Source organism: Propioniciclava soli (assembly GCF_038502305.1).
Lineage (GTDB): Bacteria > Actinomycetota > Actinomycetes > Propionibacteriales > Propionibacteriaceae > Propioniciclava > Propioniciclava soli.
The window spans coordinates 1,786,331-1,811,669 of sequence record NZ_CP115965.1 but is presented as its reverse complement, the minus strand read 5'-3'; the positions used below and the strand labels follow the sequence as shown (position 1 = coordinate 1,811,669).

The following is a 25,339-nucleotide window of genomic DNA, read 5'->3' as shown; positions in this document are numbered from 1 at the left end:
ATGGCTGTCACCCTTCCTGTCGATGCTGTGTGCGCCGTAGGTCGGCCCGGCGCTGCCCGGACCGCGCGCGCAGGCGCTGATCCGCCCGGCCACGACCGGCCGTCGCCGCCGAGTTCGTGCTGGTCCCCCGCAGATGGGCCGCGAGAGCGGCGGGGGTCGGATGCTGGAAAAGCTCCACCATGCTGAGCTCGCGTCCCAGCAGTTCGCCGAGGCGCTCGCGCACCTGGATGAGCAGCAGCGAGTGGCCGCCGAGGTCGAAGAAAGCGTCGTCGACGCCCACCTGCTCGATGCCGAGTGTCTCGGCCCACACGCCGGTGATGAGGCGCTCGAGGTCGTCCCGCGGCGCCACGACGGTCCGCTGCGTGGGCGTCACGTCCGGCTGCGGCAGCTTCGATTCGTCGCACTTGCCGTTGGCCGACAGCGGGAAGCCTGCGACGGACAGCCAGATCCCCGGCACCATGTAGTCGGGCACGTAGCGCCTCAGGTGCGACCCCAGTTCGGCGCCATCCACCTCGGCGCCCGGCGCGGGCTGGACGTAGCCCACCAGGCGCACGTCGCCGGTGCCGAACGTCCGCGCGGAGACCACCGCGCCCGCCACCGTGGGATGCGTCACGAGCACCGCCTCGATCTCACCCAGCTCGACGCGCAGGCCGCGCAGCTTGACCTGCCGGTCGGCACGGCCCAGGTACTCCACGACTGCGACCGGACCGCCGTCGTCGACGAGCCGGCCCAGGTCCCCGGTGCGGTAGAGGCGTCCGCCCGGCTCGAAGGGGTCGGGCACGAATCGCTCCGCGGTGAGGTCCGGACGCCCCACGTAGCCGGCCGCCACGTTGTCACCCCCCAGGTAGAGCTCCCCCACGACCCCGAGTGGAACCGGCTCGCGGTGCGCGTCCAGGACGTGCACGCTCGTGTTGGCGATCGGACGTCCGATGGGGACCGGCCCGTCCTCGCCGGCGCGGCACGGCCAGGCCGTGACGTCGATGGCCGCCTCGGTGGGGCCGTACAGGTTCTCAAGGGCCACGCGCTCCCCGGGGAAGACTGCGTGGAACTGTTGCACCAGCTCGCGGGGCAGCGCCTCTCCGCTGCAGATCACCCGCCGCAGCGCGGTGGCCTGCGCCGCCTCGCCCTGGGCGAGGTGGAGCCGGAGCATCGACGGAACGAAGTGCATCGTGGTGATGGCGGCGTCGCGGACGAGCCGTGCCACCGCCGCCGGGTCGCGGTGGTCCCCGGGCGGAAGCATGACGAGGGCGGCTCCGGCCAGGGTGGGCCAGAAGAACTCCCACACCGACACGTCGAAGGTGTACGGGGTCTTCTGGGCGATCCGATCGCCGGGGCCGATGGGGTAGGCGTCCTGCATCCACAGCAGTCGGTTCCGGAGCCCGCGATGGGTGTTGGCCACTCCCTTGGGACGCCCGGTGGAGCCGCTGGTGTAGATCACGTAGGCGAGGTCGTCGGGGAGGATCTCCACGTCGGGCGCCGCGCTGTCGAAGCCGTCGATCTCGGCGCCGTCCCGATCCCACAGCCACTCCGGGCACGCGGCGAGGCTCTCGCCGTCGCCCAGGCGATGGGCGACGTCCGCCGTCGAGATCAGGAGGTCGGCATCGGCGAGCACGTCCCTGAGCCGTTCAGCCGGGGCGTCGAGGTCGACGGGCAGGTAGGCGGCTCCGGCGGCCATCACCGCCTGCAGGCTGACGACGAGTTCGAGCGAGCGCTCCAGCGCGACGGCCACCACGGAGCCGCGGCCGAGACCGCGTTCCCCCAACAGCCGCGCCAGGCGGTGACGCAGCGCGGCCAGACCCGCGTGGTCCAGGAGACGCTCCCCGTCGCGGAGTGCCGGTTCGTCGGGCCGCGCCGCGGCGGCGGCGTCCAGCAGTTCGGGGATCAGCCCGGCCGCCGGCCACGCGACGCGCGGGCCGCCCGCCAGGGCGATGACGCGGTCCCGCTCGGACGCGGACATGAGCGGCTGCCGGTCGATCGGACGGCTCGGGTCGGCCACGAGCCCCCAGACCAGTGACTCGAACGCGCGGGCCAGGCGGGCGACCGACGGCCCGTCGAACAGGGCCGCGTCGTATTCGAACCAGCCCGACAGGCCGGCCTCCGTGGCGAAGGACTGGATCTCGAGGTCGAAGCGGGCCCCGTTCGCCGGGCGCGCCACCCGCTCGGCCGCGACGCCGGGGCCCAGGTCGATGCCTGCGGACGGCTCGGACTGGTAGGAGAAGGCGGCCTGGAACAACGGTGGCCGGCTGAGGTCGCGGTCCACGTGGGCGTCCTCGACGATCGTCTCGAACGGCACCTCGGCGTTGGCGTACGCCCCCTTGCAGGCGGCAGCCGTGCGCGCCAACGCGGTGACGAAGCTGGGGGCGTCGCCCAGATCCGCGGCGATCGGGAGCATGTTGACGAAGAAGCCGATCAGCGGCTCGACCTCGGCGCGGCGACGACCGGCGTCCGGGACGCCGACGACCACCTTCGTCTGGCCGCTGAACCGGGAGAGCAGCACCTGGAACGCGGTCAGCAACACCATGAACGCCGTGACGCCGTGCGCGCGGGCGCAGCGCGTCACGCTCACCATCGTGGCGGCGTCGAGCGAGAAGCCTTCGGCGCCGCCGATGAAGCTCTGCACCGCCGGTCGGGGGCGATCGGTGGGCAGCGCGAGCGCGGCCGGCATGCCGGCGAGGTGGTCCTGCCACCAGGCGCGCGCCGGGTCGGCCGGCACGGAGGCGTCCAGGCGGCGGCGCTGCCAGGCGGCGTAATCGCCGTATTGGATGCTCAGTTCGGGCAGCTCCGGCTCCGTGCCGCTCAGCAGCGCGCGGTAGGCCCGACCGATCTCACTCACCAGCAGCCCGATCGACCAGCCATCGCAGATCAGGTGGTGGAGATGCAGAACCAGCAGCGCCTCGGCGGGCGCGGTGCGCACGAGGTGCATGCGCCACAGCGGCGGCTCGTCGACCGGCAGCGGCAGCGCGGTCAGCTCCGCCACGTACTCCTCCACCTCCGACGCCGTCGCACCGCTCAGGTCGTGCTCCCGCAGCCGGGCGCTGGCGAAGCGCTCCACCACCTGGGTGAGCGTGCCGCCTGCGTGCCGGAAGCTGCTGCGCAACACGTCGTGGCGGGCGACCACGCGGTCGAGGGCGGCCCGCAGCACGTCGGGGTCCAGCGGCCCGTGAACGCGCATCACCGCGGCGACCCGGTACCCCGGGTTGCCGGGTCGCAGCTGCTCCAGGAACAGCATGGAGGCCTGCCCCGGCGAGACCATCGCCTCCGACCGGCCCAGGCCCTGGTCGGCCAGCTGGGCCAGCACGGCCTCGCGCTGCGCCTCGCCCAGCTGGAGCCAGGCGCCCTCCAGGCCCTGCAGCGCGGTCATGCCGTCACCCCCACCGTCGTTCCGGCCGCCTGCGCCAGGATCCGTGCGATGGCGTCGTCCCCCTCGACGTCGTCGGCGACGATGATCTCGTGCTGCTCGGATGGTGCCGTCAGCGACGCGACCACCTCAGCGGCCAGTGCGGCGACCGAGTCGCCGCTCAGGAAGGTCGACACGGGGACGCGGACGCCGAGCCGACGCTCGAGGCGGTTGCGGAGTTCGACCGCCATGAGTGAGTCCATGCCGAGGTCGAACAGCGAACTGTCGGCGGTCATGGCCGCGTTGGCGCCGAGGGTCTGGGCGATGGCGCGCAGCATGCGGTCGCACACGAGCGCCTCGCGTTCGGTCTCCGGCAGCGCCAGTACCTCCTCGGGCGTCGGCAGCACGTCGCGGCCACCGGTCCGCTCCCGACCGTCGGCGAGCAGATCGAGGATCCGCGAGCCGGTCGCCGAGCGGTAGGCGGGCGCCCACTCGTCCCAGGCGATGTCGACGACGGTGGCCTGACCCAACCCGGCCCCGAGCACCGCAGGGAGCGCGGCGAGGGCCCGGTCGGGCTGCAGGGGCCGGACGCCGCGGCCCCGGCTGGCGGTGTCGCGCTCGCCGGCAAGGCCGACATCGTCCCACAGGCCCCAGTTGACGGCGTGCGCCGGGACGCCGCGTCCCCGTAGCGCGGCCGCCAGTCCGTCCAACGCGGCGTTGGCGGCCGCGTAGGGCGACGTGAAGGGCGCACTCAGCACCGAGGCCAGGGACGAGTAGAGGACGACGAAGTCGAGCTGTTCGGTGGGGACGGCCGTCGCGACGTTGAAGGCGCCGGCCACCTTGGCGCGGGCGTGGGCGTCCAGAACCTCCAGCGACACCTCGGCCAGCGGAACCATGCCACCCGCGCCGGCCGCGTGGACGACACCCCGCACGGGCGGGCGCTGCTCGCTGTCGTAGGTGCTGAGCCACCCCGCCAGGGAGGCGGCGTCCGCGACATCGAGCGTGGCGACGTGCACCGACGCCCCGGCGGCCTCCAGGCGGCGCACCTGCGCGATCCGCGCGGCAGTCCCGACGTCGTGGTGCTCCGTCCAGCGTGCGCGGGGAGGCAGCGGGGAACGGGCCGCCAGGATCAGGTGCCGTGCCCCCTGCCCGACCAGCCAATCGCAGGTGTGGGCGCCGAGCCCGCCGAAGGCGCCGGTCACGAGGTAGGCGGCGTCTGGCCGCAGCGGCAGTGCACCGTCGGCCACGGGGTCGGCGACGAGCCTCGGCACGAGCGGCTGGTCGCGAAGCGCCAGCTGGGTCTCGCCCGCCTGGAACAGGCCGGTGTCGCGGGCTCGGGTGAGCTGCGGCGCCGGGTCGGCGTCCGGGTCGAGATCGAGGATGCCTCCCCAGCCCGTGGCCAACTCCTGCTCCATCGCGCGTGCCATGCCCCAGACACCGGCCTGCGCCACCCCGGCCAGTCCAGGCATGTCGCCCGTCCCCGGCTGGACAGCCCCGCGCGTCACGAACCAGGTCGTCACGCGGCCGTCGGCCGCCGCGACGGCGCGAAGCAGGGCGGCAGCCTGTCCGGTGGCGGCGACGGTCTCCTCCAAGATGGCCTCGCCGGACGGCTCCGGCTCGACGGCGTCGAGGAGCCACAGCAGCACGGTGCCGTCCTCGGCGGCGGCCAGCGCTGCGGGGAGCCGCGCCGGTTCGACCGGCTCGGCGCCGGCGCCCAGAGCGGCGACGATGGCGTCGGCGTCGGTGCCCGCCACGAGGAACGGCCCCGCGGACGCGGGGTCAAGGCGTCCGCCGAGCGGCTCCCACGCCACGGTGTGCACGACCTGGGGCGCCGTGGGGGCGCCCGCCGGCCCGAAGCTGCGCTCGCCGCGCTGAACGACGACCGGGCACGGGGTCGTGTCGAACGGGTAGGCCGGGAGCCGGGGCGCGTCGGCGCGGCGGGGTCCCTGAACGGCGGCCCAGTTCACCGGAGTCCCGGCCACGTGGAGCCGGGCGGCGCTCGCGAGGACGGCCTCCCGGTCGGGCTGCCCCTTCCGCAGCGTCGGGATCACCGTGAGTTCTTCGTCCTCGAAGGTCTCCACGATCGCGGCGGAGAGTCGCGGGGCAGGCCCGATCTCCACGAAGGTCGAGAATCCGAGGTCGCGGGCCGTCCGGATGCCCGCCTCGAACTGGACGGGCCGCCGCAGGTGCTCACCCCAGTACTCCGGTGCGATCGGAGTGAGCCACGAGAACGGCGCGCCGGTGACGTTGGACACCAGCGGCAGGGTGGGCGTCCGAGGCTCCAGGGAGCGAGCCGCCGCGACGAGTTCGCCCATCAGCGGGGCGACCAGCGCGGAGTGGGAAGCGGTGGTGACCGGGAGCACCTTGGTGCGGACGCCGCGCTCGGCGAACAGGGCGCACACGGCGGCCACCCCGTCGGCGGCGCCCGAGACGGTGACCGAGCCCGGGCTGTTGCGCGCGGCGACCGAGACGCTCCCGAAGCCTTCCAGGACGGCCAGGACCTCGTCCAGGGGCGCACCGATGGCACCCATCCCGCCGCCGATGACGCGGTCGAGCAGGCGCCCGCGCAGGGCCACGAACGGCAGCGCGCGCTCCAGCGGGAACACCCCCGCCACCGTGGCGGCGCACAGTTCGCCGATGCTGTGCCCCAGCACCAGGTCGGGCCGGATCCCCCAGCTCTCCAGCAGCCTCGTCAGCGCGTACTCCACCGCGAAGAGGCCCGGCTGCGCGTACGTCATCGAGTGCACCAGCGGCGCGTCGGCGGGGTCGTCCGGCCACAGCACCTCGTAGAGCGGACGCCGCAGGTGCGGCTCCAGCAGGCCGGCGCACTCGTCGAGCGCCGAGGCGAACGCCGGCTCGTCGCGGTGCAGGTCGCGCGCCATCCCGGCGAACTCGGCGCCCTGGCCGGAGTACACGAAGGCCACCGGCCGCTCCTTGGCGACGCCGGCGAAGACCTGCTCGGTGGGCCAGCCCTCCAGGTGTCGCTCCAGGTGATCGAGCGCGGAGGCTCGATCGTCGGCCAGGACGGCCAGCCGGTGGCTCAGATGGCTGCGTCCCGTCGCCGAAGCGCGGGCGAGCGGCCGGAAGCGGGTCTCCGGATCGTCGAGGATGTCGCGGTAGCGGCCGGCGAGCCCCTCCAGAGCCGAGCGGCTGCGGGCGGAGATGACCAGCACGCCCGCGCCGTCCGAGTCGCCCGCCCCGTCCTGCACGGGAGCGTCGACGGGGGGCGCCTCCGCCAGAACGACGTGGGCGTTGGTGCCGCTGAAGCCGAACGCGCTGACCGCGGCGTGCCGGGGACCGTCGACCTCGGGCCACGGCTGCGGCGAGGTGGGCACGGCGAAGGAGGTCCCCTCGAAGGAGATGTGCGGGTTGAGGCGATCGAAGTGCAGGTTCGGCGGCACGACGCGGTGCTGCAGCGCGAGGACGGCCTTGATGAAGCCCGCCACACCGGCGGCCGCCTCGAGGTGGCTGATGGTCGTCTTGGCCGAGCCGAGGAAGCAGCGTTCGGCCCGGTCCCCGTAGACCGAGGCCAGCGCCTCCACCTCGATGGGGTCGCCCAGGGGCGTACCGGTGCCGTGGCACTCGACGAACTGGACATCGCCGGGCCGGACGCCGCCACGCTGGAGCGCCTCGCGGATGCACGCCGCCTGCGAGGCGGCGCTCGGGGCGGTGAAGCCGGCGGAGCGGCCGTCCTGGTTCACCGCGTTGCCCACCACCAGGGCGAGCACGGCATCGCCGTCGCGGCGTGCGTCGGACAGTCGCTTGAGCACCACGATGCCCGCCCCCTCACCGCGCACGCATCCGTCGCCGAGCTCGTCGAACGCGCGGGCCCGCCCGTCGCCCGACATCATCCCGAAGGCGGAGAAGGCGATGGACGGCAGCGGCGACATGACGACGTTGACGCCCCCGCCCAGAGCGACGTCGCACTCGCCGGCGCGCAGCGCCTGGCAGGCCTGATGGATGGCGACCAGCGACGACGAGCAGGCGGTGTCGATGGCCAGCGCCGGACCCTGCAGATTCAGCACGTAGCTGATCCGGCCCGCCACGACGCTGTGTGCGGTCCCGCTGCTGGAGTAGGCCGTGATGTCGGCGGGGTTGCGGGAGCCCTCGGTGGCGAAGTCGGAACTCGACACGCCCACGTAGACGCCGGCACGGGAACCGGCCAGCACGTCAGCGGGGAGTTGGGCGTCCTCCAACGCCAGCCAGGCGGTTTCCAGGGCGATCCGCTGCTGGGGATCCATCGCCTCCGCCTCGCGGCGGGAGATCCCGAAGAAGGCGTGGTCGAAGGAGTCGAGATCATCCAGGAACCCGCCCCAACGGGTGCGGGTCTTGCCCGGCGCTCCGCGCTCGGGGTCGTAGTACGGCGCGACGTCGAAGCGCCGCCTGGGGATTTCGGAGACGGCATCGACACCGTCGCGGAGCCGCTGCCAGTAGGCGTCGGTGCCTTCCGCGCCCGGGAACCGGCATCCCATGCCGACCACCGCGATCGGCTCGGCCGCGGCGGGGCGCCGCAGTTCGGCCACCTGCGCTTGGAGAGACCGGATCGTGCGGTAGGCCTGCTTGAGGGTGTCGCTGGGCGCCGGCGTCCGGGTCTGCTGATCTGCGGTCATCGGGATGACTCCTCTTCAATCGTGCTGCGAAGGAGCGCCTCGAGCTCCTCGTTCGTCATGAGGTCCAGGTCGTCCTCGACGACCACGTCGGCGGTGGGAGGCGCCGGCTGCGCGTGCGCGTCGGCGTCGGGGACGGTCAGGGGAACGCCGACCAGCTCGGCGAAGACCGGGGTGAGGGCGTCCACCGTGGGGTGTCGCCACACCAGGGTGGCGGGAAGCTCGACGCCGGAGGTCCGTTCCAGACGTCGCCGCAGCTCCAGCGACATCAGCGAGTCGAAGCCCATCCCCGACAGCGGCCGCGACGTGACGACGCTGTCCGGATCCCGGCGGAGCACCAGGCCGATCTGCTCGCACAGGTGGCGCTGGACGGCGCGTCGGCGCGGCCGGCCGATCGGAAGCGCCTCCCATTCCTCACGCAACCCCGTTGCGGCGACGGGACGCGCGGCCGGGCCGGCCAGGGTGGCCAGCAGCGGCGGAAGCATCCCGGTGTCGGCGCCGGCGGCCAGCGCCGCCGGGTCGACCGGCAGGACGCAGGCCTGGGTCAGGCCGGAGTCGCCCAGCCTTCCCAGCATGGCGACGCCCTGCTCGGGGCGGATACCCCGCACGCCCATCGCCGACAGCGCTGACGCGCCCCCGTCCGGGCCCGCGGCCAGGCCCGCCTCGAGCCACGGCCCCCACTGCACGCTGAGGCACGGCAGCCCGAGCGCGGCCCGGTGGTGGGCCAGCGCGTCGAGCGCGGTGTTCGCGGCCGCGTAGTTGGCCTGACCGGGTGAGCCCAGCAGCCCCGCCGCCGAGGAGAACAGGACGAACTCCCCCACGGGCATCCCCCTGGTCGCCTCGTGCAGGTGCCAGGCCCCCGCGACCTTGGGCGCCAGAACGCGATCGCACCGCTCCGCGTCCAGGCCGGCGACCGCGCCGTCGTCGAGGACGCCTGCGGCGTGATAGACGCCCACGAGCGGCGCGTCGAGGGTCGCGAGCCAGGCGCTCACCGCGTCGGAATCGGAGACGTCGAGGCGCTCCACGTCGACCCGGACGCCGTCCTCGCGCCAGCCGTCGATGGCGGCCGCGGCGGCGCCCCCGGGGGCGCTGCGCCCGGCGAGCACCAGGTGGCGGGCGCCGGCCTGGACGAGCATCGCCGCCGTCCGCAGCCCCAGCGCGCCCAGGCCGCCGGTGATCAGGCGCGCGCCGCGGCGTCCGCTCGGGCCATGTCGCAGCACGGGCTCAGCGGCGGCGTCGGGAACGAGGACGATCTTGCCGCGATGCTCGGCGCGGGCCATTCGCCCGAACGCCTCCTGGGCGGCGGAGAAGCCGTACACCTCCGTCCTCGGCGGGGTGAAGTCCCCCGCGGCCAGGCCGTCCACCACGTCGGTGAGGAGCTCGCTCAGGAGCTCGGGATCGTCGGAGATGACCTGTTCCAGGTCGAGGCCGAGGAACGACCGGTTGCCGCGCAACCGCCCCAGCCCGATCGAAGTATCGGCGTAGATGTCCTGCTTGCCGATCTCGATGAAGCGGCCGCCCGGTGCGAGGAGCGAGAGCCCGCCCAGCAGCGCGGGGCCGGTGAGGAAGTTCACCACGACGTCGACGCCCCGGCCGCCCGTGTGCTCGCGGACCTGATCGACGAAGTCCAGCGATCGGCTGTCCATCACCGGCCCCAGCCCCTGCGCCTCCAACTCGGCTCGCTTCTCGGGCGACCCGGCGGTGACGAGGACGCGGGCACCGCGCCTGGCCGCCACCTGGAGCGCCGCGGCTCCCACACCTCCGGTCGCGGAGTGGATCAGCACGGTCTCGCCGGGCCGGATCCGCGCCAGGTGTTCCAGGCCGTAGACGGCGGTGAGGAAGACGATGGGGACGCCGCCTGCCGCGACGACGTCCACGGCGCCGGGCAGCGGGGCGACGTGGCTGCCGGGCGCGGTCACGAACGCGCTCATTGCGCTGCGGGCGACGGCCATGACGGTGTCCCCGGGGCGCACGTGGGTGACGGCGGCGCCCACCCGCGTCACGGTGCCGGAGCACTCCGCACCCAGGGGGCTCACCCCTGGCGCGACGCCGGGGCAGGTGTCGAGGGCCTTGAGGACGTCGTTGAAGTTGAGCCCGGCGGCGGCCACCTCGATCTCGACCTCATCGGGCGCGGGGGCCATCCGGGCGCCCGCGACCTGGCACAGCGAGTCGAGGATGCCCGGATGCTCGGCCAGGATCGTGCGGTTCCCCATCGCCGAGGCGTGCTCGCCGCCGGGCCACGGCAGCGGGTCGCCGACCTCGAGGGGAAGCAGGCGTGCCACGCGCGGGCCATCGGCGGTCGCGAGCCACTCCGCGTGCCGGCCCGTGTCGGCGCCCGCGACGCGGACGAGCAGGTCGGCTCCCGCACGTGGCCCGGCGTCCCCGAGGTCCAGCAGCACGGGGCGCAGGGCCGGCACCTCGAGCGAGGCCACGCGGGTGAACCCCCAGGCCGCTCCTCCCGCGACGGAGGTCTCGGCGCTCCCCGGGCCGTGGACGCCGCGGGTGCACACCACGGTCCGCTGCGGCTCGCACCCGGCGCGGGCGACCCCCTGGGCCAGCCCGAGGAGGCTGGCGACCACCGCGTCGGTCGCCGGTGCCACACCGGGAGCGGCTCCCAGGCCGACGGTGTGCAGGATCCCGGCGGGGCGGCAGGAGAGCGAGTCGGCCAGATCGGTGCCGGAGCGCGTGTCGTGCGATCTCACGGTCGCCCCGGCCGCGGCGAGCACCTCCGCGAGAGCCTCGGCGTCCGGGGCGCCCGCGTGGACGTGCAGCCAGACGCCGTGCAGTCCCGTGCGGTGCGGCAGCTCGGCGGGCGGCTCCCACGCGAGCCGCAGCACGCTGCCCTCCAGGCCGGCCGCAGCCCCCGAGGGTGACACGAACCTCGCTCCGGCGAGGATACCCGTGGTCCGGCCGTCCTCGTCGAACAGTTCGAGGCGAGCGGTGACCCCGTCGCAGGCGTCGTCCTCGATCACCGCCCGAGCCCACGCGGCCGGGCCGCCGGTGAGGCGGACGTGGCCGAACGCCGCCGGGACCAGCGGCCCACGATCGGCGCTCGACAGGGCCACGGCGACGGATTGCAGGGCGGCGTCCAGGACGACGGGGTGGAGCAGGTAGGAAGCGGGATCGGCGACCAGCTCGGGCACGGCCCGCAGCCGGACGACCGCCTCCCCGGCACCGCTCCAGGCCTCCTTCAGCCCGCGGAACGCCTCGCTGTACTCGAGGCCCGCGTCCGCGAGCCTCGTGTACAGGGCGGGGACGGCGACATCCTCGCGGCACCGTGACCGGCCGCTCAGCAGGGCGTCGGAGTCGGCGTCCAGGGCGGCGGTGCGCGCCGACGCGCTGACGGCGCACACCCACTCCTCACCGATCCGGGCGTGCAGCGTCAGCTCCAGCTCGCCGCCGGTGCGGCTCACGCACACCTGGACGGTGTCTCCGTCGTCGGCGCCGGCCTCCACGGGCACGGGCCGCAGCAGTCGGACCCGCTCGAGGACGGCCATGTCACCGAGGAGCCGTCGGGCGGCGCCGGCCAGAGTCTCGAGCCACAGTGCCCCGGGCACCACGGCGGCGCCACCGACCCGGTGGTCCAGGAGCCAGGACGACGCCGCGGCGTCCAGCCGGGCGGACCACAGCCGCTGGTGCGGGCGGTCGGCCGGGGTGATGCCGCCGCGCAGGAGCGGATGGCCCGTGACCGGCGCGGCCCCCGTCCCCGCCCCGTGCAGGGGGTGGCGGGTGTCGGCGAACCGCTGCAGGGGCAGGTCGCGGTGGCGGCGGGAACCGCCGTGGACCGCTGCCCAGTCCAGCCGGACGCCGGACGCGTGCAGTTCGCCGGCGGTGAGCAGCACGCCGGCCAGGCCCGGGGGCTCCTTCGGCAGCGTGGAGTGGCTGGTGCCGGTCCGCCCGGACGCCTCGAGCCGTTCACGGATCGCGAGGCCCAGGCCGGGGCGCGCCGCGACCTCGAGGAAGCAGTCCGCACCGTCGTCGAGGAGCGCCTCCACGGCGCGGTCGAAAGCGACGGGCGAGGCGAGATTGCGGGCCCAGTAGGCGGCGTCCAGCGCCTCGCCCTCGACGGTCTCCGCGGTGACGGTCGACCGGAGGGGCAGCGTGGTGGGGTGCGGCCGCAGGCCGGCGAGGGAGGCGGCGAGCCGTCCGGCGGCCGCGGCCATCAGCGGGCAGTGGGAGCCGTAGGAGGCGTCCGCGATGATGCGACGGACGAACTCCCCCTCGTCCTCGAGCCGGGTCACCAGCCGCGCGACCGCCGCCGGCGTCCCGCTCACGATGGACGTCGTGGGGCCGTTGGCCCCCGCGAACCACAGCTCCTCCTCGCCGGTGACGCTCAGCGCCGCGGCGGTGGCCTCGGGCGTCAGCCCGACCACGCACATCGCGCCCCTGCCCAACTCGGGAGCGATCGCGCGGCCGCGCCGCAGCGCCACCTCGACCGCCTGGCCGAGATCCAGCGCCCCGGCCGCGTACGCTGCCGCCACCTCTCCCAGACTGTGGCCCACGACCGCCGCCGGTCGGAGCCCCCAGGCGCGCCACAGTTCGAACAGGCCCATCTGGTAGGCGGCGAAGGCCACCTGACCGATCGCGGGATCGCTGAGCCGGTGATCGTCGGCGGGGGCGCTCAAGAGGTCGGGGAGGGAGGGGGCAGCGCCGTCACCGTCCCATAGTTGCTCCAGGTGGGATTGTGCGCGCCCGAGCAGGGCAGCCATCGGCTCCGCGGCGAGGACGTCGCCGGGAACGGGCCAGTACGCCGAGCCTTGGCCGGCGAACACCATGATCGGGTCACCGCGCCGCGCCGCCCCTTCGGCCCCGCGGGCCGCCCGAGGGGTCGCGGTGCCGTCGGCGACGGCACGCAGGGTGGCCGCGAGTTCGTCCGCGGTGTCCCCGCACACGGCGGCCCAGTGCTCGTGGCGGTCCCGGCGGGTGCCGGTCGCGGCCGCGAAGGCCGCCAGGTCGTCCGGGCCGGCCGCGGCGACCGCTTCGGCGAGTCCGGACGCGGCGGCGGACAGGCCGGCTTCGTCCCGGCCGGAGACCAGCAGGGCGACGGGCCCCGGCGCGGTCGGCACGGCGCGCTCGGGCGTCGGAGCCTCCTCCAGCACCAGGTGCGCGTTCGTCCCGCCGAAGCCGAACCCGCTGACCCCGGCCACGCGGGGCGACGCGGCGTCCCAGGCCGCCGTATCGGCCAGGCGCAGCCCGAGCGCCGCGAAGTCGATGCGCGGGTTGGGCCGGCGCAGGTGCACGGTCGGCACGAAGCGGCGGTGGTGCAGCATGAGGGCCGCCTTGGCGACCCCGACGGCGCCGGCGCAGGCCTCGGTGTGTCCGAAGTTGGACTTGGCGGATCCGATCGCGACGGGCTGGTGCGCGGAGCCGAGCACGGCACCGAGCGCGGACGCCTCGATGGGGTCGCCGAGCAGCGTGCCGGTGCCGTGTGCCTCCACGTAGCCGACGGTGCGCGGGTCGACGCCGGCATGGCGGTAGGCGGCGCGCAGCACCTCCTCCTGCGCGTCGGGGTTGGGGGCCGTCAGGCCGTTCGTGCGGCCGTCGGAGTTGACGGCCCCGCCCCGTACGACGCAGTAGATCCGATCGCCCTCGGCCAGCGCCGCCGGCAGCGGCTTGAGCACGACGACCACCGCGCCCTCGGAGCGGACGATGCCGTCGGCGTCCGCGGCGAAGGGCCGGCAGCGACCCCCCGGGGAGAGCACGTCCATCTTCGTGAAGGCGGCGTTGACATCGGGTTCCAGCAGGAGGTTGACCCCGCCTGCGAGCGCGACCGGCACAGCCCCGCTCGCAACCAGCTCGGCGGCCTGATGGATCGCGACGAGCGACGACGAACAGGCGGTGTCGAGTGTGAGGCTGGGCCCGTGCAGGTCCCACAGGTACGACAGCCGATTGGCCGCCACGGCGCCCGCCGACCCGGTGGCGGTGTGGGCGTCCGCGTCCTGCCGCGGCGCGCTGCGCGGGAAGTCGGCGTTGGACAGGCCCATGACGACGGCGCTCGACGTGCCGGCCAGGGAGGCGACCCGGACGCCGGCGTCCTGCAGGGCGTGCCAGGCGACTTCGACCAGGAGCCGCTGCTGCGGGTCCATGCGCGCGGCCTCCCGCCCCGAGATGCCGAAGAACGCGTGGTCGAACCGGTCGGCGTCCGCCACGAAGCCCCCCTGGTCGGTCAGCAGGGCTCCGGAGAGCCGAGGATCCCCGCGCAGCGCCGCCCCGTCCCACCGTGAGGGAGGCACGGAGCCCACGGCGTCAGTGCCCTCGGTCAATGCGCGCCACAGGCCGGCCGCATCGCTCACCCCGCCCGGGAGGCGGCAGCCGATGCCGACCAGAGCGACGGGCACGCGGGTCGCCGGGCCGACCGGGTCGACCGTCGCCTCGGCGACTCGCCTCGGCGCCTCCGGAGCCGCGACGTCGCCCGCCAGATGCTCCGCGAGGGCCGCGATCGTCGGGTGGCGCCACACGACGTTCGCGTCGACGGGGCGGCCGAGCGTCGACTCCAGCTCGCCAACCATGCCGACCAGGTCGACCGATCCGAGCCCGAACGACGTCAGGGGCGCGTCGGTGGCGACCTCGGCGCACGGCAGCGGCGTCCGGGCGGCGACCATCTCCTGCAGCAGCGTCGTCAGCGCGACGGAGGTGACGGGCTTCATGACCGCACCGCCCCGGCGAGTTCGGGGCGGGGCGAGCGTCCGCCGAAGCGCCAGCGGATCCGCCCGTCGAGCAGACCCTGCGACAGCGCCGCACGGCAGGCGCTCCGCTGAACCTTGCCGCTGGACGTCTTGGGCACCGTGCCCGGCCGCACCAGGACGAGCTCGGCGGGGGCGACGCCGTGTTCGCCACCCAGCACCTCGCGGATGCCGCGATCGATCGCGGAGGCGTCCTCGTCGGTGATACGGCCCTCGACCTCCACGACCAGGCCCACGTCCTCGCTCTCCTCGAGCGCGAAGGCGGCGACGCCCCCTGGGCGCACCCCGGGGTGCGACGCGACGATCGCGTCCTCCAGGTCGTGGGGGTGGTGGTTGCGGCCGTTCACGATCAGCAGATCCTTGCGCCGCCCCACCACGACGAGCTCGCCGGCGTCCAGGTAGCCCAGGTCGCCCGTGCGCAGCCACACGGTGCCGTCGGCGTCTGGGAGGAAGGTCTCGGCCGTCAGTTCCGGCTGCCCGAAGTAGCCGTCGGTGACCGACGGGCCGGCCACCTGAATCTCCCCCACCAGCCCGGGCGCCAGCTCCGCGCCCTCGGCGGGGTCGACGATGCGCACCGTATGCCCCTCCATCGCGCGCCCGCACGACACGAGCCGTCGCTCGTCCTCTGCGCACTCCGGGGCACGCGATTCGCCCGCGAGCAGCCCGGCGCGGGACGCCGTCAGCGTCCGGGACGGGCCGGGGCGCGGCTTGGCCGTCACGGCCAGGGTGCCCTCGGCCAGCCCGTAGCACGGCAGCAGCGCCGCGGGGTCGAAGCCGGCGGGGCCGAACGTCTCGGCGAAGCGCTCCAGGGTGTCGGCCCGGACTGGCTCGGCACCGGAGAACAACACGTCGAGCGAGCTGAGGTCCAGCCGGGCGATCGCCTCGGGAGTCGCCTTCCGGACGCAGAGGTCGAGGGCGAAGTTGGGCGCACCGGTGAGTCGGGCCCGGATCGCGGTCACCGCTTCCAGCCAGCGCAGAGGACGCTTCAGGAAGGCCATCGGCGTCATCAGGGTGGCCGAGGAGCGGCTGACGGCGAACGTCAGCAGGGAGCCGATCAGGCCCATGTCGTGGTACGGCGGCAGCCAGGTGAAGGTCTCCCACGCCTCGTCGACGCCGTTGAGGAAGCGGTCGTTGACCACGGCGGTCTGGGCCAGCAGGTTCCGGTGCGTGACCATGACACCCTTCGGGGTTCCGGTGGACCCCGAGGAGTACTGCAGGAAGGCGAGGTCGGCGCCGACGATCGGGGGGCGTCGCCAGGACGATGCGTCGGCGGTGTCGATCGCCGCGACGCTGAATCGGGGCAGCGCCGCGGCACCGGAGTCGGCGTGGGCGGCCATCTCCGCGTCGGTGGCGTCGTCGACGATCATCACGGAGGCGGCGCAGTCGCGGCTGACCGCCTCGATCCGCCCCAGGCGGTGCGCGGTCGCCCCGACCGGTGGGTAGGCGGGAACGGCGACGACCCCGGCGTAGAGGCACGCGAAGAACGCGGTGATGTAGCCCAGCCCGGGCTCGCACAGGATGAGGGCCCGATCGCCGACCCGGGCCCGCGTCCGCAGCCGGACCGCCAGCGCCCTGGCGCGGGTGTCCAGGTCGCCGTCGGGAAGGTGCTGGACGCCGATCCCGAGCGGCGCGGCGGGGTCGTCGGGACCCAGCGCACGGTAGGTCGCCCGCCGCGGATCGGTCAGGAACTGCTCTCGCGCGCTGTCGAGGAACGTGTGGACGGGGTTCGACTCAGGGTGGTTCACGGTCGGATCTCCTGGGCGAGGGGGGTGGGTGACTCGGCGGGCGCGCCGACGAGTCGGGTCAGGGCACCCTCGAAGCCGTCCACGAGACGGTCGAGGGTGGCGTCGTCGATGCTGGCGGGGTCGCGCATCCAGAGCGCGGCGACCCCGCCCTCTCCGTCCTCGTGCAGCATGAGGTAGAGGTCGAACTGCTCGGGGGTGATCTCCCCGACCAGGTGCGGGATGAGCAGGTCCCCCGCGTTCGGGGCGGCCACCGGAGTCGCCTCCACGCCCGCCAGGGCGAGGCCGGGCTCGGCGTAGCGGATCAGGTTGAAGACCACGCGCAGGGAGTCGAGCCGCCCACCTTCGGCGGCGATGGCCCGCAGCGACGCCTCCTGGTGCACCTGCGCCAGCCGCTCGCCCTCCGCCACGTGGGCGTGCAGCGCGACTGGCCTGGCCGTCGTCAGCGCCCGCATCCCCACGCCGACCAGGTGCACGAAGAACCCGACCAGCGGGTGCGTCTGCGCGTGCTCGCGGCCCGCGACCGGGTGGGTGACGATCAGGTCGTCGCGCTCGGCCACGCCGGCCACCGCCATCCCGTAGGCGGTCAGCAGCGTGGTGAAGAGGGTCCCACCCTCGCGGGCGGCGAAGGCGCGCGCGGCCGACACGAGGCCGTCGTCGAGGTGAACCCTTCGAGGCGAGCCGTCGCCGGCCCCCGGTGCGGGGAACTCCAACGCGTCGTGGGCGTCGAGGACCGCGCGCCAGTGCGCCTCGTTCGCGGCGACGGCCCGGGAGCGTTCTTCGGAGCGCTGCCAGACCGCCAGGTCGGCGTACTGGATGCCCAGCTCGGCCAGGCGCGGCTCACGGCCCCCCCCGAGCGCCGCGTACACCTCTTCCACCTCGCGCTGCAGTCGCTCCATCGCCCACGGATCGACGACGCTGTGGTGCAGGTTCATCACCAGGCCGTGCTCGGCGTCGCCGAAGCGCAGGAGATGAGCGCGGATCGGCCACTCCCCCGCCAGGTCGAAGGGGCGCGCGAGCTCCGCGCACAGCAGTTCCTCGGCGGCGGCGTCCCGCTGCGACGCGGTCGCGGCCCTCAGGTCGGTCGTGTGCCAGGGCCAGCCCGCGGCCGGGTCGATCACCTGACGCAGTTCCCCGGCGTGCGACCGGACGAACCGTGTCCGCAGCGCCTCGTGACGCGCGACCACGCGATCGAAGGCGGTCCGCAGCCGCTCACGATCGAGCGGTCCCGTGAGCCGGGTGCCCGTCACGATGTTGTGCTGCGGATCCTCCAGCGGGTAGGGCTCGTGGAGGCCGTTCTCCTGGGCGAGGGTCAGGGGCGCGTCGGCGGCGGCGGGCCGCCGCGGGATGACCAGAGCGGCGTGCCCGGACGCCCGCGCGGCGAGCGCCTCGACGGTCTGGTCGAGCAGCACGTCCCGGGCGGAGAGGCCCAGGCCGTCACGCTGCGCCGCGGCCACGAGCCGTACCACCGCAAGACTGTCGCCGCCGAGTTCGAAGAACGAGCGGTCCGCCGGGACGCTCTCGCGCCCCAGGATTTCGGCGAACAGGGCCGCGACGCGCTCCTCCGGCTCTCCGCGGGCGGCGCGTCCTCGCCCTCCCGTCCAGGCCTCGGGGCTCGGCAGCGCGCGCCGGTCGAGCTTGCCGCTGCCGGTCAGCGGGATCGCGGGCAGCGCCACGACCGCAGCGGGCAGCATGTAGCGGGGCAGGCGAACGGCCAGATCGTCAAGAACCCTGGCCTGCAGGTCGTCGACGTCGACGTCGCCACCGGCAGGTACGACGTAGGCGACCAGAGCCTGACCCCCGGACGGCGCGTCCAGGACGGCCACCGCGGCGCCGGAGATCCCCGGGCATCGGGCGACCGCGGCCTGGACCTCGGCCGGTTCGACGCGCTGACCGTTGATCTGCACCTGGTCGTCGACTCGCCCGTGGAAGAGCAGCTCCCCCGCGTCGGTCCAGGAGACCAGGTCACCGGTCCGATACAGCGTCCCTGCGCCGAAGGGGTTCGGGACGAACGCCGCCTCGGTGAGGTCGGGGCGTCCGACGTAGCCCAGGGCGAGACCCACCCCGCCGAGGTGCAGCTCCCCGCGGATGCCGGGCGGGACCGGCCGTCCGAGGCGATCGAGGACATAGGCGGTGTTCCCCGGCACAGGGACACCGATGTTGTTGTGATCCTCGGGAGCCTCGATCGGGCCCGCCACCGTGGCCGTGATCGTCGCTTCCGTGGGCCCGTAGGTGTTGAACAGACGTCCGTGGCGGCCCCAGCGATCGACGACATCGGGGGTGAGTGCCTCGCCCCCGACGATGATCCGCTCCAGGGCCGGCAGGTGCGGTGTTCCGAGCGCACGGAGCATGCTGGGCGACAGGTGGATCTCGGTGATGGTTCGGTCGGCGAGGAACGCCCCCATGTCCAGGTCGTAGAGGGGCCGGTCGGACGGCGGCACCACCAGCGTCGCGCCGGCCGCCATCGCCGCTCCGATCTCCGCCCAGGAGTTGTCGAACGCCGGTGAGGCGAGTTGCAGGACGCGCGAGTCCGGCCGCACGCCGAACCGCTCCACCTGGTGGTGAGCCAGGCTGACCAGGCCCCGGTGCGGGACCTCGACGCCCTTGGGCCGCCCCGTCGATCCCGACGTGAAGAGCACGTAGGCGGCGTCTTCGGCCGTGGCGGGGCGCCGACGCTCGGCGTCGGTGATCGCCTCGTCCGAGGCGGCCTCGAGCTCACCACGGGTCTGGGGCGCGTCCAGGATCAGGACGGGGCCCGCTGCCGGCAGCCGATCGACCAGGTCGGCGTGCGCCAACGTCAGGGACGCCTCGACGTCCTCGATCATCCCCGCGAGCCGCTCGGCCGGGACCTCGGCGTCCATCGGGACGAAGGCGGCGCCCAGCTTGAGCACGGCGAACTCGGCCACGACGAGATCGACCGAACGGTGCATCAGCAGCGCCACGGCGTCGCCCGAGCCGATGCCGTGGGCGGCCAGCACGCGCGCCAGTCGGTTGCCGGCCTGGTCCGCCTCACGGTAGGTGAGCACCCCGTCCGCCCCTTCCAAGGCGGGTCGGGAGCCGTGCCGTGCGACCGTGGCGGCCCACAGGTCGGTGACCAGCCCAGGACGGCCGTCCGAGGCCCGGTTGAACCCGTGCAGGACGCGTTCGCGCGTCGCCTCGTCGATCAGCGGCAGCTCGGAGGGTGCGGCGTCCGGCGCTGCCAGCGCGGCCACCAGCACACGGCGCCACGTCTCCACGATCTTCCGCACCGTCGCGGCGTCGAAGACATCGGTGTTGTACTCGACCTCGCCGGCCAGGGCGCTCAGGCGACCGCCTTCGCGCCGCTCGGTGATGGTGAACACCAGGTCCATCCGCGAGGATCCGGTGTCGACGTCCAGCACCTCCTGCTGGACGTCGGAGATGCGTGAGGCGGCGTCCTCGTAGTTCTGCCAGGCGACCAGCACCTGCACGACAGGGTGGTGGCTCAGCGTCCGCTCCGGGCTGACGGCGTCCACGAGCATCTCGAACGGGAGGTCCTGGTGGTCCAGCGCCTCGACCATGCGTGCGCGGGCCATCCCGAACACCCGTCGCAGCGTCGGTTGGTCGGTGTCGAGTCGGAGTACCAGCGTGTTGACGAAGCAGCCCACCAGGGTGTCGAGCCGCTCGTCGTCGCGCCCCGCCACGGCGAAGCCGAGGGGGATGTCGGAGCCGGCTCCCAGGCCGTCCAGCGCGAGGCCGAGCCCCGTCATCCCGGCGATGGCCGGGGTCGTCTCCAGCGCACGGACCGCCTCGTCGAATCCCGGCAGATCCGCCGCGCCCCACGCGAACCCGAGCTTGCCGCCCTCGCCGGACGCCTGGGTGGGGTGCGGCCGGTCGGTGGGGAGCTCGAGCCGTTCGGGGAGGTCTGCCAGGCGGGCGCGCCAGTGCCGGATCTCGCGGGCGGCGAGCGACTCTGCGTCATCGCGGTCGCCCACCTGGGCGCGCTGCCAGGCGCTGAAGTCGGCGTACTGCACCGGCAGCGGATCGCCGGTCCAGGGGCCGAGCCCGGTGACCCGGGCCTCGTACGCCGTCTCGAGGTCGCGCTGCAGCGGGGCCAGGGACCAGCCGTCGCAGGCGATGTGGTGGACGACCAGGACCAGCACGTGATCGCGCTCCCCGATCCGCAGGACCGTCGCCCGCAGCGGGGGCTCGCCGGTCACGTCGATCGTCTCGCGCGCCAGCGCCGTGACGGCGGCGTCGAGGTCGGCCTCGGGCTGGTCCACGACCCGCACGGCGGGGGCGGCCTCGGCCGCCGGCAGGATGCGCTGCCGGGGCGTGCCGTCCTGGACGGGATAGACGGTCCGGAGCACCTCGTGGCGGGCGATGACGTCCCCGAGCGCCGCGAACAGGGCGTCGACCGAGATGGCTCCGCGGTAGCGCAGGGCGGCGACCATGTTGTACGTCGCCGACGGGCCGGCCAGTTCGTGCAGGAACCACAGCCGCTGCTGGGCGAACGAGAGCGGCAGATCTCCGTCCCGCGGTACCGGGACGGGGCGCGCCCCGCCGCCCTCGCTCGAGCGGGCGAGCCGGCGCGCCAGCCCCGAGGGGGTGGGCGCTTCGAACACGGCGCGCACGGGCAGGTCGACGCCGAACGCATCCCGGATCCTGGCGACCAGGCGGGTGGCGAGAAGCGAATGTCCGCCGAGGTCGAAGAAGCTGTCCAGCACGCCCACGCTCTCGGCGTTCAGCACCTCGGAGAAGAGGGCGACGAGGCGCCGTTCCTCCTCCGAGCGCGGGGCCACGTGATCCTGCGCCCGGCCGCGAAGAACGACGGCGGGCAGCGCCCGTCGGTCGACCTTGCCGTTGGGGGTCAGCGGCAGCTCCGACAGGACCATGAAGGCGTTGGGGACCATGTAGTCGGGCAGTGTCTCCGCCAGGGACGCCCGCACCGTGGCCACCAGCGCCTGATCGGAGCGGCGGCCGTCGCGGAACCGAGGCGCATCGGCAGGTTGGCGCCGGGGCTCACGGTCGACCTCCGCGCCGCGACGCTGCGCGACGACGGAGAATTCGCCCAGCGGGCCCGGGGCCGACCACTCGGCGAAGACATTCCAGCCGGGGGCCGACAGTCGGGCCACCAGTTCGTCGGGGTGCTCTCCGTCACCGGCCGAGACCAGCTGCTCGCCGTCGAGAAGCACCACGGCGGCCGCGGCCACAGCGGTGCGGCGGTTCGGGACATCCAGGAGCTCCAGGGCCGGCACGTCGGGGTCGCGCATCATCGCGGCGAACTCCGCCTCGGCGCCCCGGTGCCAGGTCAGCTGAAGCGCTCTGGCCGTCGACGCTGCGGCAGGGGGCCCGTCGCCGCGGCGCAGGACGGCGTCGAAGCGGAAGGCGTTCATCTCGTGCTCGTCCAGGCCGCGGCGCGGGGTGATGCGCAGGTCACGCACGTCGGGAAGCGAGTCGGCGATCTCCTGGATGAACAACGGCGCGACCGTCAGCTCCCGGTCGTTCTCCACGCCGCTCTCCAGTGCCGCCCGCAGCTCGGCCGGCGTGGCGTTGTGGCCGAGGCGGAGGCGTTCGACGTCGAGGCGGAAGGCGCGCTGAAGCGGCAGGCTTCGGAGGTCGCCGAGCACGAGGGAGCCTCCCGGGGCGACGCGGTCGTACGCGGCCGCCACGACGCGGGCCAGGTAGTCGCCGGACGGGAAGTACTGCGCCACCGAGTTGATCACCACGGCGTCGAAGGTGCCCTCGGGGAGGTCGGCGAGGCCGTCGGCGGGGCACTCGAACAGGCGCACGTCCGCATCGAGCCCGAGGCCGGTGACGCGGCGTCCGAGCTGCTCCAGCACGCGTGCGGAGACGTCGATCCCCCAGTACCGATCCACCCGGGGCGCCACGCGACCCAGGATGAGGCCGGTGCCGACGCCGATCTCCAGGACGGAGCCGGGACGCCCGTCCAGCACGAGCGCGGCGGAGGCGTCCGCCCACGCCGCCAGCTGTTCGGCGGGCAGCGGCTCACCGGTGTAGCTGCTCGTCCAGCCGGAGAAGTCGTCCTCGGACGTGACGTCGTCGCCGGTGTAGGCCGCACTCCAGATCTCCGCCCACCCCTCGACGACGCCCCTCTCGTGGGCGTCCGGCTCGGGCACGACGTAGGCGACCAGCTGCTGTTGTCCCGGGGAGTCCTCGCGGACGACGGACACGGCCGCTCCCACGCCGTCGACCTCGGCGAGCCTGGCCTCGATCTCGCCCAGCTCGATCCGGTGCCCGCGCAGCTTCACCTGGTGATCAATGCGCCCGAGGAACTCCAGGGCTCCGTCGTGACGGCGCCGGACGAGGTCGCCGGTTCGGTAGATCCGCTCGCCGTTGCCCGGGTGCGGCGACGGACGGAACCGTTCCGCGGTCAACTCGGGCCGATCGAGATAGCCGGCAGCCAGACCCTGGCCACCGATCCACAGCTCGCCGGCCACCCCCTGCGGCACGGGCAGCAGAGCATCGTCGAGCACGTAGAGATCGGTGTTCGCCACCGGGTCGCCGAGCGCGATGGGGCCGGGTGTGACGCGCCACACCGAGGACCAGACCGTGGTCTCGGTGGGCCCGTACATGTTCCACAGCTCGGCACCGGCCCGCAGGAGGTCCGCCGCGAGGTCCGCCGGCAACGCCTCGCCGCCGGTGAGCGCCTTCAGGCCTTCACGCCGCCAGCCCGACTCGAGCAGCAGCCGCCACGTCGACGGCGTCGCCTGCATCACGGTGATGCGCTCGCGCTCCATGGTCTCGGCGAGGACGCGGGGATCCCCGGCGTCATGGGCGCCCGCGAGGACGACGTTGGCGCCGCACAACAGTGGCGCGAACAGTTCCAGCACCGAGATGTCGAACGAGAGGGTGGTCACCGCGAGCAGGTTGTCGTCGGCCTGCAATCCCGGGCGCTGAACCATGGAGCGCAGGAAGTTCGTCACGCCGCGGTGCAGCACCACGACGCCCTTGGGGTTGCCCGTCGAGCCGGAGGTGTAGATCACGTAGGCGGCGCTGTCCGGATCGACCGGGACCGTCCCCATCCGATCTCCGGGCACATCGATCCCGTCGATGCCGACCAGCCGGACGCCATCGGCCCAGTCCAGGCGCCGCGTGGTCTCGTCGACGATCACCACGCGGAGGTGAGAGTCCTCGACCATGTACGCCAGCCGCGTCGGGGGGAACTCCGGGTCGAGCGGGACGTAGGCCGCCCCCAGTTCGAGCACCGCCAGCAGCAGCGGCACCAGGGCGGCCGTCCGGTCGAGGCACACCCCGACGAGGTCCCCCGACGCGACGCCAGCGGCGGCCAGGCCGCGCACGTAGCGGTCGGTGCGGTCGACGAGTTCCTCGTAGGTGAGGCGGGTCGTCGCGTCGGTCACGGCCGTGCGTTCCGGATGCTCCGCCGCGGTTCGGCGGACGAGCGTGGGCAGCCCCACCTCGAGGCCGTCGAGAACGGGGGTGGGGTTCCAGGCCGTGAGCTGACGCTGCGCCTCGGCCGGCGCCAGCCACTGCACGGAGGCGAGGGGGTGGTCGGGGTGGGCGGCCAGCTCGGCCACGAGCGTCTCGAACGACGCGGCCCAGCCCGCGATGGTGGCCGACTCGAAGAGCTCCGCGTTGAACTCGAACGTGCCCGTGACCTCGGGGCCGTCGTACAGCTGCAGTTCAAGGTCGAACCGGGCCGCCGAACTCGGGAACCTGACCGGGGTCACCTCGACGCCCGGGAGATCCAGCGTGGGCATGGCGATGTCCTCGAATACGAACGACACCTGGACCAGCGGGGAGCGGGAGGCGTCCCGTTCGGGGCTGAGCCGCTCGACGAGTCGCTCGAAGGGCACCTCCTGATGCGCGAGCGCGTTCAGCACCGCGGAGCGGGCGGTGACCAGGACGTCCCGGAAGGACGCCCCGGTCGCCATGCCGACCCGGATCGGCACCATGTTGGCCAGGTAGCCCACCAGGCCCGCGGACTCGGGATGGAGCCGGTTGGCGACCGGAACGCCGAGCACCACGTCGTCGGTCCGGCCCACCCGCCCGAGCCAGACGGCATAGGCGGCGAGCAACGCCTGGAACGGCGTGACCCCCACGCGGCCGGAGAGGGCCCGCACGGCGTCCATGACCGGCCGGGACAGTTCGATGGGATGCGATCCCCCGCCGAACCCGAGCATGCGGGGACGCGGGTGGTCGGTGGGCAGGTCGAGCACCGGTGGCGCCCCGTCCATCGTGGCGACCCAGTGATCCAACCCCGATCCGTCGTCGTTCGCCTCGCGCGCACGCAGCCATCGCACGTAGTCGATGAACTGGACCGGGACGGGAGCGAGGTCGGGTCGGACACCGGCTGTGTACGCCCTGGCGGCCTCGAACAGCTCGCCGAGGAACAGCGCGCTGGACCACAGGTCCGCGACGATGTGGTGGACCGTGAACAGCAGGAGGTGGTCCTGGGGCGCGAAGCGCAGCAGAACGAAGCGCATGAGCGGGCCCGTCGCCAGATCGAACGGCTGGGCGAACTCGGCCTGCGCGAGCACGCCGACGGCTTCGGGGTTGGCGTCCGGGTCGATGTGGCTGCAGTCGATGACCTGGATCATCATCCGTGCGGCGGGGTCGACGCTCTGCCGCGGACCGTGCGCTCCTGAGGCGAACACGGTGCGCAGGGCATCGTGGCGCCCGACCACCAGATCAAGGGCGCGCTGCCAGACGGTCAGGTCGATCGGGCCGCGCACGCGGGCGGCGCTGGGGATGTTGTACGACGTGTTCCCGGGCGTCAGCTGGTCGAGGAACCAGAGCCGTTCCTGCGACGACGACAGTTCGCCGGTGCGGGGGACGGAGCCTCGCCGCGCGCGCAACGTGCGGGCCAGGAGCGCGCGGCGCTCGTCGGCGTCCAGTCCCGCCAGGTCGGCGGGGAGCGTATCCGTCATCGCGTTCTTCCTTCGGGGTGGGTCGGTCCGCACTGCTTCTGGGTGTGCATCACTCACCCTGGTCGGGGTGACTATCGGCGGCCTATATTTGGTCGCTCAG

At 74.1% G+C, this 25,339-nt stretch carries 5 protein-coding genes; all 5 read right to left on the bottom strand.

The window, feature by feature from the left end:
- Window positions 1-7: 7 nt before the first annotated feature.
- Genes PCC79_RS08180 through PCC79_RS08160 form a run of 5 tightly spaced genes read right to left on the bottom strand, consistent with a single transcriptional unit; the run spans window position 8 to window position 25,239 of the window.
- The gene (locus tag PCC79_RS08180) at window positions 8-3,361 is read right to left on the bottom strand and encodes an amino acid adenylation domain-containing protein (protein WP_342373526.1); all 3,354 of its coding nucleotides are present in this window, start codon (window positions 3,359-3,361) and stop codon (window positions 8-10) included.
- Complete coding sequence (locus PCC79_RS08175; RefSeq protein ID WP_342373525.1) at window positions 3,358-7,947, bottom strand: type I polyketide synthase; 4,590 nt, start codon at window positions 7,945-7,947, stop codon at window positions 3,358-3,360. The genes PCC79_RS08180 and PCC79_RS08175 overlap by 4 nt, the downstream gene beginning before the upstream one ends.
- On the bottom strand, window positions 7,944-14,591 hold the full coding sequence (locus PCC79_RS08170) for an SDR family NAD(P)-dependent oxidoreductase (protein ID WP_342373524.1): 6,648 nt from the start codon (window positions 14,589-14,591) through the stop codon (window positions 7,944-7,946). Before PCC79_RS08170 ends, PCC79_RS08175 begins: the two co-directional genes overlap by 4 nt.
- Window positions 14,588-16,372 carry a fatty acyl-AMP ligase gene (locus PCC79_RS08165; protein WP_342373523.1) on the bottom strand — a complete coding sequence of 595 codons (1,785 nt, stop codon included), beginning with the start codon at window positions 16,370-16,372 and terminating at the stop codon, window positions 14,588-14,590. Before PCC79_RS08165 ends, PCC79_RS08170 begins: the two co-directional genes overlap by 4 nt.
- Entirely contained in the window at window positions 16,369-25,239 is an 8,871-nt protein-coding gene (locus PCC79_RS08160) for an amino acid adenylation domain-containing protein (protein ID WP_342373522.1), read from the bottom strand. The genes PCC79_RS08165 and PCC79_RS08160 overlap by 4 nt, the downstream gene beginning before the upstream one ends.
- Window positions 25,240-25,339 lie beyond the last annotated feature (100 nt).

What these genes read in the sequence shown, in the direction of transcription:
- PCC79_RS08180 (WP_342373526.1), bottom strand. Translation starts at nt 3,361, where the DNA reads ATGACCGCGCTGCAGGGCCTGGAGGGCGCCTGGCTCCAGCTGGGCGAG.
- PCC79_RS08175 (WP_342373525.1), bottom strand. Translation starts at nt 7,947, where the DNA reads ATGACCGCAGATCAGCAGACCCGGACGCCGGCGCCCAGCGACACCCTC.
- PCC79_RS08170 (WP_342373524.1), bottom strand. Translation starts at nt 14,591, where the DNA reads ATGAAGCCCGTCACCTCCGTCGCGCTGACGACGCTGCTGCAGGAGATG.
- PCC79_RS08160 (WP_342373522.1), bottom strand. Translation starts at nt 25,239, where the DNA reads ATGACGGATACGCTCCCCGCCGACCTGGCGGGACTGGACGCCGACGAG.